The sequence below is a fragment of the Pseudomonas sp. GW823-FHT03E05 genome, from assembly GCF_058796855.1.
Genome location: NZ_JBXAJB010000009.1, coordinates 236,959 through 253,454, shown reverse-complemented (window position 1 = coordinate 253,454; position 16,496 = coordinate 236,959). Strand labels below are relative to the sequence as shown.

Annotated in this window: 17 protein-coding genes, 1 tRNA gene and 2 pseudogenes; 13 read left to right on the top strand and 7 right to left on the bottom strand. The window is 57.1% G+C overall.

The window, feature by feature from the left end; translation table 11 throughout:
• Positions 1-14 precede the first annotated feature (14 nt).
• Complete coding sequence (locus tag AC1RCO_RS29310; RefSeq protein ID WP_003179963.1) at positions 15-227, bottom strand: cold-shock protein; 213 nt, start codon at positions 225-227, stop codon at positions 15-17.
• A 292-nt stretch (positions 228-519) separates the two neighbouring features.
• Complete coding sequence (locus AC1RCO_RS29305; protein WP_011060416.1) at positions 520-819, bottom strand: hypothetical protein; 300 nt, start codon at positions 817-819, stop codon at positions 520-522.
• 384 nt (positions 820-1,203) lie between these two features.
• Between AC1RCO_RS29305 and thrS the strand changes: the two genes are divergently transcribed.
• The 9 genes from thrS to AC1RCO_RS29260 all read left to right on the top strand — a co-directional run bounded on the left by thrS (position 1,204) and on the right by AC1RCO_RS29260 (position 8,668).
• The gene (thrS, locus tag AC1RCO_RS29300; protein WP_011060417.1) at positions 1,204-3,126 is read left to right on the top strand and encodes a threonine--tRNA ligase; all 1,923 of its coding nucleotides are present in this window, start codon (positions 1,204-1,206) and stop codon (positions 3,124-3,126) included.
• The gene (infC, locus tag AC1RCO_RS29295; protein ID WP_169893379.1) at positions 3,126-3,677 is read left to right on the top strand and encodes a translation initiation factor IF-3; all 552 of its coding nucleotides are present in this window, start codon (positions 3,126-3,128) and stop codon (positions 3,675-3,677) included. The genes thrS and infC overlap by 1 nt, the downstream gene beginning before the upstream one ends.
• A gap of 60 nt (positions 3,678-3,737) precedes the next feature.
• Complete coding sequence (rpmI, locus tag AC1RCO_RS29290; RefSeq protein ID WP_002553160.1) at positions 3,738-3,932, top strand: 50S ribosomal protein L35; 195 nt, start codon at positions 3,738-3,740, stop codon at positions 3,930-3,932.
• A 30-nt stretch (positions 3,933-3,962) separates the two neighbouring features.
• On the top strand, positions 3,963-4,319 hold the full coding sequence (gene rplT, locus AC1RCO_RS29285) for a 50S ribosomal protein L20 (RefSeq protein ID WP_011060418.1): 357 nt from the start codon (positions 3,963-3,965) through the stop codon (positions 4,317-4,319).
• A gap of 110 nt (positions 4,320-4,429) precedes the next feature.
• Positions 4,430-5,446 (top strand): phenylalanine--tRNA ligase subunit alpha, encoded by a 1,017-nt coding sequence (gene pheS, locus AC1RCO_RS29280; RefSeq protein ID WP_011060419.1) that lies wholly within the window; start codon positions 4,430-4,432, stop codon positions 5,444-5,446.
• A gap of 35 nt (positions 5,447-5,481) precedes the next feature.
• Complete coding sequence (gene pheT / locus AC1RCO_RS29275) at positions 5,482-7,860, top strand: phenylalanine--tRNA ligase subunit beta (RefSeq protein ID WP_015634924.1); 2,379 nt, start codon at positions 5,482-5,484, stop codon at positions 7,858-7,860.
• A 3-nt stretch (positions 7,861-7,863) separates the two neighbouring features.
• Entirely contained in the window at positions 7,864-8,166 is a 303-nt protein-coding gene (gene ihfA, locus AC1RCO_RS29270) for an integration host factor subunit alpha (RefSeq protein ID WP_002553164.1), read from the top strand.
• Positions 8,147-8,503 carry a MerR family transcriptional regulator gene (locus tag AC1RCO_RS29265; RefSeq protein WP_492618318.1) on the top strand — a complete coding sequence of 119 codons (357 nt, stop codon included), beginning with the start codon at positions 8,147-8,149 and terminating at the stop codon, positions 8,501-8,503. Before ihfA ends, AC1RCO_RS29265 begins: the two co-directional genes overlap by 20 nt.
• A gap of 88 nt (positions 8,504-8,591) precedes the next feature.
• A tRNA-Pro gene (locus tag AC1RCO_RS29260) sits at positions 8,592-8,668 on the top strand.
• A gap of 89 nt (positions 8,669-8,757) precedes the next feature.
• On the opposite strand, the pseudogene AC1RCO_RS29255 reads toward AC1RCO_RS29260, so the two are convergent.
• Positions 8,758-9,039: pseudogene (locus tag AC1RCO_RS29255) on the bottom strand (site-specific integrase); the annotation flags it as partial.
• A gap of 318 nt (positions 9,040-9,357) precedes the next feature.
• Here AC1RCO_RS29255 and AC1RCO_RS29250 point away from each other — a divergent pair.
• Together AC1RCO_RS29250 and AC1RCO_RS29245 are read left to right on the top strand one after the other, a co-directional pair.
• Positions 9,358-9,690, top strand: a complete 333-nt coding sequence (locus tag AC1RCO_RS29250) for a hypothetical protein (RefSeq protein ID WP_141679899.1) — start codon at positions 9,358-9,360, stop codon at positions 9,688-9,690.
• A 418-nt stretch (positions 9,691-10,108) separates the two neighbouring features.
• The gene (locus AC1RCO_RS29245) at positions 10,109-10,417 is read left to right on the top strand and encodes a DUF2513 domain-containing protein (protein WP_065363492.1); all 309 of its coding nucleotides are present in this window, start codon (positions 10,109-10,111) and stop codon (positions 10,415-10,417) included.
• A gap of 114 nt (positions 10,418-10,531) precedes the next feature.
• On the opposite strand, the pseudogene AC1RCO_RS29240 reads toward AC1RCO_RS29245, so the two are convergent.
• The 3 genes and pseudogenes from AC1RCO_RS29240 to AC1RCO_RS29230 form a co-directional block, all read right to left on the bottom strand.
• Positions 10,532-11,295: pseudogene (locus tag AC1RCO_RS29240) on the bottom strand (IS3 family transposase).
• A 132-nt stretch (positions 11,296-11,427) separates the two neighbouring features.
• Positions 11,428-11,988 (bottom strand): acyltransferase, encoded by a 561-nt coding sequence (locus tag AC1RCO_RS29235; protein ID WP_174395071.1) that lies wholly within the window; start codon positions 11,986-11,988, stop codon positions 11,428-11,430.
• Positions 11,989-13,001: 1,013 nt separating this feature from the next.
• Positions 13,002-13,553 (bottom strand): GNAT family N-acetyltransferase, encoded by a 552-nt coding sequence (locus AC1RCO_RS29230; RefSeq protein WP_492618317.1) that lies wholly within the window; start codon positions 13,551-13,553, stop codon positions 13,002-13,004.
• Between the two features lie 254 nt (positions 13,554-13,807).
• On the opposite strand from AC1RCO_RS29230, the gene AC1RCO_RS29225 reads away from it, so the two are divergent.
• Entirely contained in the window at positions 13,808-14,728 is a 921-nt protein-coding gene (locus AC1RCO_RS29225) for a hypothetical protein (RefSeq protein ID WP_401019216.1), read from the top strand.
• 100 nt (positions 14,729-14,828) lie between these two features.
• Positions 14,829-15,527 (top strand): pentapeptide repeat-containing protein, encoded by a 699-nt coding sequence (locus tag AC1RCO_RS29220; protein ID WP_072444810.1) that lies wholly within the window; start codon positions 14,829-14,831, stop codon positions 15,525-15,527.
• On the opposite strand, the gene AC1RCO_RS29215 is transcribed toward AC1RCO_RS29220, so the two are convergent.
• Complete coding sequence (locus AC1RCO_RS29215; RefSeq protein WP_011060434.1) at positions 15,528-16,445, bottom strand: LysR family transcriptional regulator; 918 nt, start codon at positions 16,443-16,445, stop codon at positions 15,528-15,530.
• Between the last annotated feature and the right edge of the window lie 51 nt (positions 16,446-16,496).

Genomic DNA, 16,496 nt, shown 5'->3' with positions numbered 1-16,496 from the left:
AGCTCGCTGAGAAATTACTCAGGGCGAACTTGTGCAGCTTGCATACCCTTTTGGCCTTTCTCAGCCACGAAGGAAACGGTCTGGCCTTCTTTCAGGCTTTTGAAACCGTCGCTTTCAATAGCTTTGAAGTGTACGAACAGGTCGTCACCGCCACCTTGAGGAGTGATGAAGCCGAAGCCTTTTTCATCGTTGAACCATTTTACGGTGCCGGTTTGGCGATTAGACATGGTGTATCTCCAAGAAACATATATTTTCAGTAGTGCTGTGCTGCTCAGGCCAACTGGGCACACCGAGCTATCATAGTCGAAATGTTCGGCTTGGGAGCCCCCCAGAGGCGCTCTTTGCCCGATGTACCTGTGTATTTTGCCATCTGAGTTGGCTGCAGGCCCCGGTTTAAGGGGCTTTGGCGTAAAACAGAGGGTAATAAAAAAACCCGTAAAAGCTGCGTAAATTGTGAAAAAGACCGCGTTTCAGGCTCTGTGGCGAGCACTGGCGCAGCCTGTTCCGGGCATCAGCAGCTTATTTGACCACCCGGCAAGCAGCGATGGCGTCCAGTGCTCGGGTTCGCAGATCTGCGCTGGGTTGCTTGGTTTTGCTCATCAGCTCCTTGATCTCCTCGGTGGTGAATTTTTCATTTAGCTTGTCGGCGCCGCAGGCACAGTGCTTTTCGGCGCTCTTGGCGTCGATGTTCTGGCTGGCCGCCGCGGTGCAGTCCTTCATGTAGTCGGCGCGTGCTCCGGCAGGCCACGCCGCCTGTGCACTCAAAGGCAGTAGCAGGGTGAGCGGTGCGGCAAGGGCGAGCAGTTTGATAAGGCGCATGAGTCGGGTTCTCCTGAAGTCGGTAGCAAGGACGACGATTCTCCGGTTATTTGAGGCTCGACGTACATCTCAAGTTCACTTTCAACAATAAAAGACTGTAAACCAGGCTCGCGATAATTTGCTGCACGGCGATTGCGATGTATCTGTGCTAGCATGCCCGGCTTCGGTGTTTTCAAGCTTTGGGCCTTTTCTAGCCCTTGCCGTCTATGCCTCATTAATCTTGATGTGAACCCCAGTCACTCTGGTTCGGTTTTTCGGTTGGCCGCAAGGCTCTTGCCACTGTGAGGCAGGCGTTCGTAGCAGAACGGCCGGACTGAATCGCGTACTGGCTCATCCCAACCCACGTGACCTTTGGTAGGGGTCACCACTAGGAGAGGAGGCGCCATGCCCACTATTACTCTTCCCGACGGCAGTCAACGTTCATTCGATCACGCAGTATCCGTAGCCGAGGTCGCCGCTTCCATTGGCGCGGGCCTGGCCAAGGCCACATTGGCTGGCAAGGTCAACGGCAAGCTGGTCGACGCCTGCGACGTGATCGACGGCGATGCAACCCTGCAAATCATCACGCCAAAGGACGAAGAGGGGCTGGAGATCATTCGCCACTCTTGCGCTCACTTGGTGGGGCATGCGGTCAAGCAGTTGTATCCGACCGCGAAAATGGTCATCGGTCCGGTCATCGATGAAGGCTTCTATTACGACATCGCCTATGAGCGTCCTTTCACACCTGAGGATATGGCCGCCATCGAGCAGCGCATGCAGCAGCTGATCGAGAAGGACTACGACGTGATCAAGAAGGTCACGCCGCGCGCCGAAGTGATCGAGGTGTTCAAGGCCCGCGGCGAGGACTACAAGCTGCGTTTGGTCGAAGACATGCCGAACGAGCAGGCGATGGGCCTGTACTACCACGAAGAATATGTCGACATGTGCCGCGGTCCGCACGTGCCGAACACGCGTTTCCTGAAGTCCTTCAAGCTGACCAAGTTGTCCGGTGCCTACTGGCGCGGTGATGCCAAGAACGAGCAGTTGCAGCGGATCTACGGTACTGCCTGGGCGGACAAGAAGCAGCTCGCTGCCTACATCCAGCGTATCGAAGAGGCCGAGAAGCGCGATCATCGCAAGATCGGCAAGCGCCTGGGCCTGTTCCATACCCAGGAAGAAGCGCCGGGCATGGTGTTCTGGCACCCTAATGGCTGGACCCTGTACCAGGTGCTCGAGCAGTACATGCGCAAGGTGCAGCGTGACAACGGTTACCTGGAGATCAAGACTCCGCAGGTGGTTGACCGCAGCCTCTGGGAAAAATCCGGGCACTGGGCCAACTACGCCGAGAATATGTTCACCACCGAGTCGGAAAGCCGCGACTACGCAATCAAGCCGATGAACTGCCCTTGCCACGTGCAGGTGTTCAATCAGGGCCTGAAGAGCTACCGCGAGCTGCCGATGCGCCTGGCCGAGTTCGGTGCCTGCCACCGTAATGAACCCTCGGGCGCTCTGCACGGCATCATGCGTGTGCGTGGCTTCACTCAGGATGATGCTCACATCTTCTGTACTGAAGACCAGATGCAGGCCGAGTCTGCGGCGTTCATCAAGCTGACCATGGATGTCTATGCCGACTTCGGCTTCAAGGACATCGAGATGAAGCTGTCCACTCGCCCTGAAAAGCGCGTGGGCTCCGATGATCTGTGGGACCGTGCGGAAAGCGCACTGGCAGCTGCGCTGGATAGCGCCGGCCTGCCATACGACCTGCAGCCGGGCGAGGGCGCATTCTACGGTCCGAAGATCGAGTTCTCGCTGAAGGACTGCCTGGGTCGTGTCTGGCAGTGCGGTACCTTGCAGTTGGACTTCAACCTGCCGATCCGTCTGGGCGCTGAGTACGTTTCCGAAGACAACAGCCGTAAGCATCCGGTGATGTTGCACCGTGCGATCCTCGGTTCCTTCGAGCGTTTTGTCGGGATTCTGATCGAGCATTACGAGGGCGCATTCCCTGCGTGGCTGGCTCCGACTCAGGCCGTGGTGATGAATATCACTGATAAACAGGCAGATTTTGCCCTCGAAGTGGAAAAAACACTCAATCAAAGCGGATTTCGTGCCAAGTCCGACTTGAGAAATGAAAAGATCGGCTTTAAAATCCGCGAGCATACTTTGCTCAAGGTTCCCTATCTCTTGGTTATTGGAGATCGGGAGGTCGAGATGCAGACTGTCGCTGTGCGTACCCGTGAAGGTGAAGACCTGGGCTCGATGCCTGTCGCCCAATTCTCGGCGTTCCTCGCACAAGCGGTTTCCCGGCGTGGTCGCCAAGATTCGGAGTAATTATTATTAAGCGTGATATGAGACAAGATAAACGAGCTGCACCGAAAGCCCCGATCAACGAGAATATCTCGGCACGCGAGGTTCGGTTAATTGGCGCTGACGGCGAGCAGATTGGCATCGTCTCGATTGATGAAGCGCTTCGTATAGCTGAAGAAGCCAAGCTGGATCTGGTGGAAATTTCCGCCGACGCAGTCCCACCTGTTTGCCGGGTGATGGATTACGGCAAGTCGATCTTCGAAAAGAAGAAGCAGATTGCTGCTGCGAAGAAGAACCAGAAGCAGATTCAGGTTAAAGAAATCAAGTTTCGTCCAGGGACGGAGGAAGGGGATTACCAGGTAAAACTGCGCAACCTGGTACGTTTCCTGAGTGACGGGGACAGGGCCAAGGTATCCTTGCGATTCCGCGGCCGTGAGATGGCCCACCAGGAGCTGGGGATGGAACTCCTCAAGCGGGTTGAAGCTGACCTGCAAGAGTACGGTTCGGTCGAACAGCATCCTAAGATGGAAGGACGCCAGCTGATCATGGTCATCGCCCCGAAAAAGAAGAAGTAATCAACAGGGCACGGCAGGCCTTCTGATTATGTTTATCAACTGAATGCGGAGTATCCGAACATGCCAAAGATGAAAACCAAAAGTGGTGCTGCTAAGCGGTTTCTGAAAACTGCTAACGGTATCAAGCACAAGCACGCTTTCAAGAGCCACATCCTGACCAAAATGTCGACCAAGCGTAAGCGTCAACTGCGCGGTAGCAGCTTGCTGCATCCGTCTGACGTGGCAAAAGTCGAGCGCATGCTGCGCCTTCGTTAATTTTTGGATCAAGAATAGAGGAAGTAACTCATGGCTCGTGTAAAGCGTGGCGTCATTGCCCGTAAACGTCACAAAAAAATTCTGAAACTTGCTAAAGGCTACTACGGCGCTCGCTCGCGCGTATTCCGTGTTGCCAAGCAAGCGGTAATCAAGGCAGGCCAATACGCCTACCGTGACCGTCGTCAGAAAAAACGTCAGTTCCGCGCTCTGTGGATTGCTCGTATCAACGCTGGTGCTCGTAATAACGGCCTGTCGTACAGCCGTCTGATCGCTGGCCTGAAAAAGGCGTCCATCGAGATCGACCGTAAGGTTCTGGCTGATCTGGCAGTGAACGAAAAAGCGGCGTTTGCTGCGATTGTCGAGAAAGCTAAAGCCACCTTGGCTTAAGTACCCCCGACAGTCATCCGGGCTCACCTTTCGTGAGCCCAGATGTTAAACGTCATAAATAGGGGAAGAGCCTTCAAGCTCTTCCCCTATTTTGTATCTGGAGTCTGTACATGGAAAACCTGGATGCGCTGGTTTCTCAAGCACTTGAGGCCGTGCAACACGCTGAAGACATCAATGCCCTGGAACAGATCCGGGTTCACTTCCTTGGCAAGAAGGGCGAGCTGACTCAGGTGATGAAGACCCTGGGCAACCTGCCTGCCGAAGAGCGTCCGCAAGTCGGTGCGCTGATCAACGTTGCCAAGGAGCGTGTAACAGAGGTTCTCAATGCTCGCAAAGCGGCTTTCGAGGAGGCGGAACTCAGCGCCAAGCTCGCCGCCGAGTGCATTGACGTCACTCTGCCGGGCCGTGGCCAGACCTCGGGCGGTCTGCACCCGATTACGCGGACCCTGGAGCGTATCGAACAGTTCTTCACTCATATTGGCTACGGCATCGCCGAAGGCCCTGAGGTTGAAGACGACTATCACAACTTTGAAGCGCTCAACATCCCAGGCCACCACCCGGCCCGGTCGATGCACGACACCTTCTATTTCAACGCGAACATGTTGTTGCGCACCCATACCTCACCGGTACAGGTCCGCACCATGGAGTCGCAGCAGCCGCCGATTCGTATTGTCTGCCCAGGCCGTGTGTACCGTAGCGACTCCGATATCACTCACTCGCCGATGTTTCACCAGGTCGAAGGCCTGCTGGTCGATCGTGACATCAATTTCGCCGACCTGAAGGGCACGATCGAAGAGTTCCTGCGGGTGTTCTTCGAGAAGGAACTGGCGGTGCGTTTCCGTCCTTCGTACTTCCCGTTCACCGAGCCTTCCGCCGAAGTCGATATGGAATGCGTGATGTGCAGCGGTAAAGGCTGCCGGGTCTGCAAGCAGACTGGCTGGCTGGAAGTCATGGGATGCGGCATGGTTCATCCGAACGTGCTGCGTATGTCCGGGATCGATCCGGAAGAGTTCCAGGGCTTTGCCTTCGGCATGGGCGCCGAGCGTCTGGCCATGCTGCGTTACGGTGTCAATGACTTGCGCCTGTTCTTCGACAACGACTTGCGGTTCCTTGCGCAATTTCGCTAGTCGCGCGTCCGTAACGAATCTATTAGGAGAGCAGGATGAAATTCAGTGAACAATGGCTGCGCGGCTGGGTTAGCCCGCAGGTAAGTCGTGACGAGCTGGTAGCCCGTCTATCGATGGCCGGTCTTGAGGTCGACAGCGTAACGCCGGCCGCCGGTGATTTCAGTGGCGTGGTAGTGGGCGAGGTGTTGAGCACCGAGCAGCACCCGGATGCCGACAAGCTGCGCGTTTGCCAGGTCAGCAATGGTTCGGAGACCTTCCAGGTTGTCTGCGGCGCGCCGAACGTGCGCCCGGGCCTGAAGGTCCCGTTCGCCATGATCGGTGCCCAGTTGCCGGGCGACTTCAAGATCAAGAAGGCCAAGCTGCGTGGTGTGGAATCCAACGGCATGCTGTGCTCTCAGGCTGAGCTGCAAATCGGTGAGGGCAATGACGGCCTCATGGAGTTGCCGGTCGATGCGCCGGTGGGTGAGGACGTTCGCACCTACCTGAGTCTGGACGATGCCAGCATCGAGGTCGACCTGACCCCTAACCGCGGGGACTGCCTGTCCCTGGCCGGCATGGCCCGTGAAGTGGGTGCCTTGTACGCGGCCAAGGTGCAGCGTCCGGAAGTACCGGCGATTCCTGCGGCGCATGACGAAGTGCGTCCAGTGGAAGTGCTGGCTCCGGCTGCCTGCCCACGTTACCTGGGGCGTGTCGTCCGCAATGTCGACCTGTCCAAGCCTACTCCGCTGTGGATGGTCGAGCGCCTGCGTCGCGCCGATGTGCGCAGTATCGATGCTGCAGTGGACATCACCAACTACGTGATGCTCGAACTGGGCCAGCCGCTGCATGCCTTCGATCTCGCCGAGATCAATGGCGGCATCCGTGTACGAATGGCTGAAGAGGGCGAGAAGCTGGTATTGCTCGACGGTCAGGAAGTGACCCTGCGCAGCGATACCCTGGTGATTGCCGACCATACCCGAGCCCTGGCGATTGCCGGCGTGATGGGGGGTGAGCACAGTGGCGTCACCGCCAATACCCGTGACGTATTCCTGGAAAGTGCCTTCTTCGACCAGATCGCGGTTGCTGGCAAGGCACGCTCCTATGGCCTGCATACCGATGCTTCCCATCGCTATGAGCGTGGTGTGGACTGGCAGCTTGCTCGCGAAGCCATGGAGCGGGCTACTGGCTTGCTGCTGGAAATCACGGGCGGCGATGCGGGGCCGATCATTGAAACGCTCAGCGAGCAGCATCTGCCATCCGTTGCGCCTGTCACCTTGCGCGCTGAACGCATCACTCAGATGCTGGGCATGGAAATCGACGGCCTCGAGGTAGAGCGTTTGCTCACCGCCCTGGGCCTGACTGTAACTGCCGATGGGGCAGGGCAGTGGCGTGTTGAGGTGCCGAGCCATCGCTTCGATATCAGTCTTGAGGTTGACCTGATCGAAGAGCTGGCACGTCTTTATGGTTACAACCGTCTTCCGGTTCGCTATCCGCAGGCTCGTCTGGCGCCTCAGGCCAAGGCCGAGGCCGAGGGTGACCTGCCTGCTCTGCGTCGTTTGCTGGTTGCTCGTGGCTATCAGGAAGCGATCACCTACAGCTTCATCGATCCGAAGCTGTTTGAACTGTTCAACCCAGGCGTCGAACCGCTGTTGCTGGCCAATCCGATTTCGGCCGACATGGCAGCCATGCGTTCCTCTCTGTGGCCGGGCCTGGTCAAGGCGCTTCAGCACAACCTGAACCGTCAGCAGGATCGTGTCCGCATGTTTGAAAGCGGCCTGCGTTTTGTTGGTCAGCTGGAAGGTTTGAAGCAGCAGCCGATGCTGGCAGGTGTTGTATGTGGCAGCCGCCTGCCTGAAGGCTGGGCGCAAGGTCGCGATGGCGTGGACTTCTTCGACGTCAAGGCGGATGTCGAAGCGGTACTGGGTTTTGCCGGTGCTCTTGATGCATTCACCTTTGTGCCGGGCAAGCATCCAGCGCTTCATCCTGGTCAGACGGCTCGCATCGAGCGTGATGGTCGTGAAGTCGGTTTCCTGGGGGCCATTCACCCAGAGTTGGCGAAGAATCTCGGCCTGGACCGCCCTGTCTATGTGTTTGAACTGGTCCTGAGTGAAGTGGCTCAAGGGCGTTTGCCGAAATTCCATGAGCTGTCGCGCTTCCCGGAAGTGCGTCGCGACCTGGCATTGCTGGCGGATCGTGACGTGGCGGCCAGCGCCGTTCTGGACGTAATCCGTGAAAATGCAGGTGAGTGGCTGACAGACCTCAGGCTGTTTGACGTCTATCAGGGTAAAGGTATTGATCCGCATAGAAAAAGCCTTGCCGTCGGCTTGACCTGGCAGCATCCATCGCGCACTCTTAACGACGATGAGGTGAACTCTACGACGCAAAATATCCTCACCTCGCTCGAACAAAGGTTGAACGCCACGTTAAGGAAGTGACGTATGGGGGCTCTGACGAAAGCTGAAATGGCCGAACGTCTCTACGAAGAGCTAGGCCTGAATAAACGCGAGGCCAAGGAATTGGTCGAGCTATTCTTTGAAGAAATCAGGCACGCTCTCGAAGATAACGAACAGGTCAAATTGTCCGGTTTCGGTAACTTCGACCTTCGGGATAAACGCCAGCGTCCTGGCCGCAACCCGAAAACGGGTGAAGAAATCCCGATCACGGCGCGCCGTGTGGTCACCTTTCGTCCAGGGCAGAAGTTGAAGGCCCGAGTTGAGGCTTATGCTGGAACCAAGTCATAACGACGAGCTCCCGGTCATTCCGGGCAAGCGCTACTTCACCATTGGTGAGGTCAGTGAGCTCTGTGCGGTCAAACCGCATGTGCTGCGTTATTGGGAGCAGGAGTTTCCTCAACTCAACCCCGTCAAGCGCCGCGGAAATCGCCGGTATTATCAGCGCCAGGATGTGCTGATGATCCGGCAGATCCGCGCGTTGCTTTATGACCAGGGGTTCACCATCGGCGGGGCGCGCCTGCGTCTTTCCGGCGATGAGGCCAAAGACGATATCACCCAGTACAAGCAACTGATCCGTCAGATGATCTCTGAGCTGGAAGATGTGCTTGTGGTGCTAAAAAAGTAATTCTCTGTTTTAAATACTTCCACTTTTCAAAAGCTTGCGGTATATTCCTCAACGTTTCCTGAGAAGTGAAACAGGTTTCACGCCTAGTCGGGGCGTAGCGCAGTCCGGTAGCGCACTAGCATGGGGTGCTAGGGGTCGAGTGTTCGAATCACTCCGTCCCGACCATATTTTCTGATTTAAATCAGTCACTTAAGCCGATCATCTAGATCGGCTTTTTTGTGCCTGCGCAAAACCCGCGCAATAATCGCGCAAAACTATTCGGTAATTTCGCTGATATTTAGGTTTGGAATTGCTTCTGACCAAACAATTTCGGCGTGGTCTTCCTGGTAGTTTTGGGTCATCGTCTCGCTGGAGTGGCCGGCGATCTTCTGACCATCTTTTCCGGCTTTCTGATACAGGTGCACCGACAGCGCCCGCACTTCATGGAAGCCCGGCATTTCCTCCTCTTTCCATCCCTTGTAGCAACCCGCCGCTTCCCGGGCCTCTTTGAAGGCCCGCGTCAAATATCGTTCTTCGACCTGCGTCCAGTGTTCCTTCAACGTCGTCAGCCCGTGCACTCTGACCTCACATGCTTGTGGAGAGGTGCGATCGATGCGATAGGGCGTCGGCGCCGAGAACGTTATCGGTAGAGTGAGATTTGTAGGGATGGGAATAGCATGCGAAATACTGGTTGCATGTACAGTATTTTGTTGAGATAGTGATCCTATTCCTCGTGTTCCAAAGTAGTGAAAGCCAGCTTGCTGCTGGTACTGAGCTCTTGGATCGAGTGAAAGCCCTGAGCTTCGAGCCATCGCCTTTGAGCGACATGAATGCGGAATTTCCCGCAACCAATCATTCCATTCAAAGGTAACAAAATGAACGCAGTAACTATGGGTAAGCACTTCACTACACTGCTCCCGAACGGGATTGTGGAGATTGTATCGGCAGCACAAAACACTGGTGGTCTGATCATCCAGACCGGTCTGATCGCCCCCTCGAGCGGTACCGTTGATCTATATGTAGGGCCGACCGGTTCTTCCCTTGCCGATTCAGCAATCATCTTCTCCGGCAACGGTTCTCATATCACGAATAGCAACTCGGAGGTTGTTATGCCATACCCGATTCGCATCCCTGCGGGCAAAGCGCTGTGGACATACTCGTCTACTCCGGGTGGCGCAATCGCATTGACATGGGATTTGCTGGCTTAACGGTGCCACCTGATCCATAAGCCTGGATGAAATAGAAAAGCCCGGACCTGTACCGGGCTTTTTTGTGCCTCTGAGGAAAGCCGCTACCGAAGTGGACGTTTTCCCGGATGTCTTTCGGATTCCCTGCGGCGAGCGCAGCCTCACGGAAGGCCTGGCTACTGATAAGCCGGCAAGTGCAGTACAACGGAAAAACACCGGCAGCCCGCGCACCCTACCTCACCATGCTGTCGGGGTGGCGCGAGACTGGTCCTGGCGAGGTCGATGCAACGGGGCGTCGGCGCTGAGAAGGTCTTTGGCCGACAGCGCAGGAAGACGCGCGCACCTATTCAGGCCCTGGCATCCGCCGGGGCGTTTTCGTTTATGCGCAAGTGCGATAACCTCGGCGTGGCCATTTGGCATTATCTGCAGAGGGATATGAATGCGCAGGAATAAAGATATCGCGTTGCAGTTGCTGAACATCTTGGCTGAAGAACCTGGCGGGTTCGCCATCCAGCGCTACGAACTGCGCCAGGAGTTTGTCAACAGCGCTTTGAGTTCAGGCCTCGGCATTTCAGACCTGCGGAGAGTGGCCGACTATCATCTTCACATTCTCGAAACGGCAGGCTTCGTAAAATTAACCAAAGATGAAGAGATAAAAGGGTGGTCCCAATCCGATTACTTTCAAATGACTTGGGCAGGACATGACTATCTAGAGTGCAACTCTCCTGGGTACATCCCCGAAAAGTGACCATCTGTTGAAGTTTTCAAGTTTGCCCTCCGACATTGCGCGGCGCTTTATGTTTTGTGAAGTGAACACAGCTAGGGTGGGCCTGGACGCGGTATTTGAATCGCCCCGGATTCTCTAGACACCTTGCAAGCTCATTGCGTAACGCTTTTCAAACTCTACTGGTGACAGCTGATTGTTGAAACCATGGTGGCGTTTTGCGTTGTAGAACATCTCGATGTAATCGAACACATCACTACGAGCATCTTCCCGTGTGGTGTAGATTTTCCGCTTGATCCGTTCCCGTTTCAGAAGCTGGAAAAAGCTCTCCGCCACGGCGTTGTCATGACATTTGCCTCGGCGGCTCATACGGGCAACTAAATTGTTCTCCTTAAAAAACTGCGCCAATCGGAGCTGCTGTACTGGCTGCCCTGATCGGAGTGAGCCATCACCTCTTGCGTCGGTTTACGCCTCCAAACCGCCATCAATAACGCATCGATGGCCAAATCACTGGTCATCTGCGACTTCATTGACCAGCCAACGACCTGACGAGAAAACAGATCCAGCACCCCCGCCAAATATAGCCAGCCTTCATACGTACGAATGTAGGTGATAAAGGCGTACCTCAGCCGCACTCCTTGGCAAAGTACGCGGCAGCCTTTTTTAATATGTCTCGCTCTTCAGTGACATGCTTGAGTTCCGCTCGCAGACGACGTAGTTCAGCGTGCTGATCATCGTCCTGCTGCCGTTCTTCTAGAGGTTTGTTGTAGCGCTTTCCAGGCATAGAGGCTATGCGTCGACACACCGGGACGAGCCGCTACATTTGCGACAGGCAGGTTCTTTTCGGTCACTTGATTGACCGCTTGGATTTTGAGTTCTTCCGTATACCGCGGGTTGCTCATGGCACCTCCTGATTGGCCGCATTCTAAGGCAAAGAGATGTCTACAAAACCCGGGGCGATTCATCGTGAGCGCGCGGTGCTTGAACTCTAGGTGACTAATTAGGTAAGCGCCGGTGTGCCCGGCGCGGCATCGTTACTGCTCCGAGGCCAGATAGGCCGCTTCAAGCTCCAGTAGTTTCTGACTTCTGTTCTTGATGCGTTTGGCAGGGATACCAAAGTAGATGCCCCATTGCTCTGTTGATTTGGTGACCATGGACATAGCACCCACAGCGCAGCCTTCGGCCAAGTCTACGCCCGGTAGCACCAGCGAAGAGGTGCCGACGATGACGTGGCGCCCGATGTTGATTGCAGCTTTAGCCTCATTCTTATAAGCGGCCGGTACGGTCGGATTGGTAAGTGTCTTGCCAGTGTAGTCGTCGGACTGGGCGAAAATCTGACAGCCATATGCCAGTCCGGAGAAGTCCTCCATCGTTACACCTGGTTCGCCACCGGCGACGTTGCAGAAGATAGCAATGTGTACGTTTCGGCCCAGGGTCACCGTGCCGGAGATGACGCAGAAGTCGTCGATCCGTGTGTTGTCCCCAATCGAAATTCTGTCGCAGTTGTAGATTGCCGCCTTGTCGCTGATCTTCACGTTTTTGCCGAGCTTCTTGAAGCCCATGTCAAGCAATTGTGTTTCAGTTAGGAATGCCATTCGCATTTATCCTTGTGATTAAGGTGTTTACGTCTTCCGCTGCGTAGCTGATTTTACAATCTAATGAATAGTGTGGGAGGGATAGCGCAGCGGTTTTACCCGCCGTCCTGCAGCATGGAAAAAAGACGGAACTTAGAAAGGGGCGATACGTTCTGGAGAGGGTCGAGCAATTGCTGGGATTTTCCCGGTAAATTGGGTCCCTGTCTTGGCCGCAAAATAGAGGGGCCCCTGGGGCATGTCTTGCTTTCTGCTGTTTTGATATACAGCAATCGTGCCGCGGAAGGTAGACAGGCGTGAGGCCACGAGCAGCGATTTCTGATCCTCTTCCCCTAATTATCAGACGTCCAGCGGCAGCTTGAAGATCTGACAACGATCAAACCCAAGCAAGGTTAGGGAGCTGGGCAGGAAGCTACCGCCCAAAAATACGCCCAAGAAGGATGTCTATTTGCTATCGCATGAATACAACACCGATCGGTATGCGTTCAGATCCGGAACCTATGAAAAACATGGAAGCGAGTTATGAGTCATTGGCTGGTCTCAGGGGGGATTTACCGTAGTTGCATCATTCGGGCTTCAGGGATGTTTGAGCGTTGTAGAAGGATTCGCAATATGCAGTTGCTGCAACTAGCGCACCCGCTGGTGCCTCTTTTGAAGTAAGAAACAAGAAGGGGTTGGTTGTCACTCTGGCATCACTCCAGGTACGGTGACTCTGAGTTCCGGTAATGGTTATTTCTCCGGGCAGGCTTATCTTTTGAAATTCAAGAAAGACGGCTATCCCGACACGCTGGTCAAGTTGGATACAAGCCTCAGTGGCTGGTACTGAGGCAATATATTGATCGGCAGGATGCAGGACATGTTGATATTCGATCCGCTATAGGGCACACCCATCGCCGATTAAGGCCCTGCCGTTTTGAATATCACATCGATCAACTCCTTGAGTGATATGCAACGTCAGAAATTGATCCACATCGGGCTCTTGGACATGGCAAGACCCGACTCGGCACTGGAAAGAGCTATGACAGGGTAGGTGACAGCCGATCTTCAAAGGTTGCTCGCCCAACCTTGAAAAACAGATTCTCCTGAGTACCTCCATTCACCTGCTTCAGAACGGTGTGCGACAACTGCCCGCCGATTTTCTCCATGGCTCGCTGTGAGCGGATATTCGAACCCGCAACATGGAACCAGACGGTGTCGACCCACTGAAAGGCGTGCCCGAGCATCAGGTACTTGAGTTCCTTGTTGGCACTGCCTCCCCATTTTTCGCGCGCCAGAAAGGTGTAGCCGATGGCAACTTCACGCTGGTCCTCGTTGAACTCGTAGTAGCGGGAGCTGCCTGCAACCTTGCCGCTGTCGCGGTCGATCACGATCAGGGTGCTCCTGGCCGCCAGTGCGTCGTCGAACCATTGGCGAAATACCGGCTCCTGATAGCGGGTCGAGCTTTGGTGCTGAGCCCAGATCAAGGGATCGCAGGCGACGCCATACAGCGCCGTGAAGTCCACGGCCTCAAGTGGGCGCAGTTCAAGTGATTCACCAACGAGCAGGGGCGAGAGGGGCAGCGATTGCATCAGTGGTCTCCAAAGGACGAATGCATCTGTTTCGTTGCGCGAGGCTTGCTGGATGAGCAATATGCTCCGGTTGCATCACGGCTACGCGGGAGCCGGAACCTTAACAAGGCTCTGGCAGGCCTGAATAGCGCGGCACGGCTGCTGTTGGCCGCGAGTATCCCTGATCGGTCTGTGGCGCATCACCTGGTCAACCCCGCGCAATACTCAACAAGCGCGCAAGCGCTCTGAGCACATCAATGGATGGCAACGCGACGATGAAATACCCCATTGGCCTGTTGGCATGCACGCTCTTACTGGCCTCGCCCGCGTGGGCGCAGGGCAAGCGGGTGATTCCGGGTAGCGAGCAGGTCGAGGCGGGTTATCTCTCGTCGCAATTGTTGCTGAAGCCCTGTACGGACGTGACGACGCTGGGCTTCAGCGCGGACGACAGCGCCCTGCACGATGCCGCCGCCGCGCGCCAGGCCTTGCCTGCGGGAACCTGCAACGACGCAGCGCTGGTGGAGAAACTGTTCAAGGCGCGCTTTGTGCAGTACGGCTCGATCACGCAGGTGTTCACCCCGTGGCAATTGGCACGGCAGGTCGACAGGCAGAACCGCGCCATCAGCCGTTGCCCGGATACCCAATGCCTGGGCCGCGAGCTGGATGCAGTGATTGCCGCGCTGGCGCCGGTGTATCTCGGCGCCCGCCGGGCCTGGCCCAGGGGCAAGGGGCTGTGCGCCAGCGAGCCGGTGGACAGCCCGGCGAACCAGGCCCTGGCGGTTCTGGGCGCCGACACCCGTCAGCAGATCAATGCTCAATGCGCGCAGGAGGGGGTGATTGCCACAACCTGCCACGGCCCCCATGGCCAATTGCTGTTCTTGAGCTGTGGCATGAGCGGCAATCAGGTCAATTCAAGCCAATGGCTTTATCGTGCCGGCAAGGCACACGCCGAGCCGCTGTTCGCCGTCGAGGATGGCCCCCTGGGCGTACTGGCGACTTCCTGCAACGGCATGCCCGACCTGATGACCAGTGCACGGGTCAGTGCCGGGGAGCACAACGACACCTTCTACCGGTACGACGGCAAGGCCTATCAGCAGGTGTATTCCTACATCAGCACCTTTGTCGGTATCGATGCCAACGGCAATGACCTGGCCATCGCCCAGGCCGGCGCACTGGCCAAGGTCGCGTGCCGCTAGGGGGCGCGCATTGCTCACAGCGCGCGGCAAAGATCAAGATTGACCTCCCTGGCCGACGCCCAGAAGATGCGGCCCTTCGTATCCAGTCTCGGGAGAGGGCATGCAGGCTCATGACGCTTACTTCACTATCGACGCCGAGGCGCTGCAGGACCGCTCCCTGGCCGAGCTGGCCGCCGGGCAGCCGCTGCCGCTGCGCTGCGCAGGGCTGGACCTGAGCGGCCAGGACCTGTCCCGCATCAGCCTGCCCGGGGCCTGGTTCGAACGCTGCCTGCTGACCGGCGCCGATCTCACCGCGGCCAACCTGATCAATACCCGCTGGACCAGCTGTCGCGGCGGCCAGGCCAACCTGCGTTCTGCAGTGCTTACCGATGCCCGTTTCGAACGCTGTGACCTGAACAACACGCAATGGCAGCGCAGCAAGGTGGCCCATGCAAGCTTCGATGGCTGCAAGCTCACCGGCGCCCACTTCGGCGACGTGTCGGCCCTGGGCCTGAGCTTTTCCGACTGCCTGCTCAACAGCGCCATGCTCTCGGGTATCTCGTTCTACAAGTCGCAGTTGCACAACATCGATTTCAGCGAAGCCGACCTGACCTACTGCGACTTTCGCAAGGCGGTGTTTGTCGACGGCGGCAGCCTGTCCATGGCCCGGGTCAACAATGCCCGCTTCGATGACGCCGACCTGCGCGAAGCCAGCCTGCATGGGCTGCGCCTGGTGGATGCCAAGCTGTTCAAGGGGGCGATCATTTCCCGCAGCCAGGCCGGCATGCTCCTGGCCGGGCTGGGCCTGACCGTGCTCTGACTAGAGCCCGGCCGCTGCGGGTTGGGCTTGCAGCAATTCGTCGAGCACCCCCATGAAGGCTTCCACCAACTGGCTGCGGCCCTGCTTGCGGGTCAGTACCAGCAACTGGGCGGTGGCGCTGGGGTCGGCGAGGGGGCGGTAAGTCACGCCTTTTTTCGCCAGGGTCTGGGTGCAGCGGGGCACCAGGGCAATGCCCTGGCCGGCGGCGACCAGGGCGATGATCGAGGTGATCTGCCGGCCGCTGGGGCCCGGGCGCAATGGCAGGCCGTTGCGTCGGTAGAGTTGTTCGATGGCTTCGTTGAGCCCCGAGCCGTAGTCGGCGGGAAACAGGATCAGCGGATGCTCGCTAAGCTCGGCCAGAGTCACTTGTGCCTGCGCGGCCAGGGGGCTGTCGCTGGAGATCGCCGCCACCAGCGGTTCGTCCCCCAGGGACAGGGACTGGATATCGCTCTGCTCGCTCGGCGGTTGCATGCGGCTCATGCCGATGTCGATGCGCCCGTCGACAATCTGCGACCACTGGCTGACCGAAGCACCTTCCACCAGGGTCAATTGCACGTCCGGGAAGCGCTGGGCGAAGGCCTGGATCGCCTGGCTGAACAGGTCCGAGAGGGCGATGGAACTGGCGTAGCCCAGGGCCAGTTGCCCGGCGCAACCTGCAGCCAGCTTGCCGGCCATGACCTGGGCCAGGTCCACCTGTTCCAGCACGGCCCGGGCGTACGGCAGGAAATGCCGGCCCTGGGCAGTGAGGGTCACGGTGCGGCTGGTGCGGTCGAACAGGCGAAACCCCAGTTCGGTTTCCAGGGCCGAAATCTGCCGGGTCAGCGGCGGTTGCGCCAGGTGCAGGCGCAGGGCGGCGCGACCAAAATGCAGCTCTTCGGCGACCGTCAGAAAATAACGCAACTTGCGTAGATCGAGCATCCTGTTCCCTGGGTATTGATCGGTCGGAATTCGGTATTGGTCTTGGCTTAG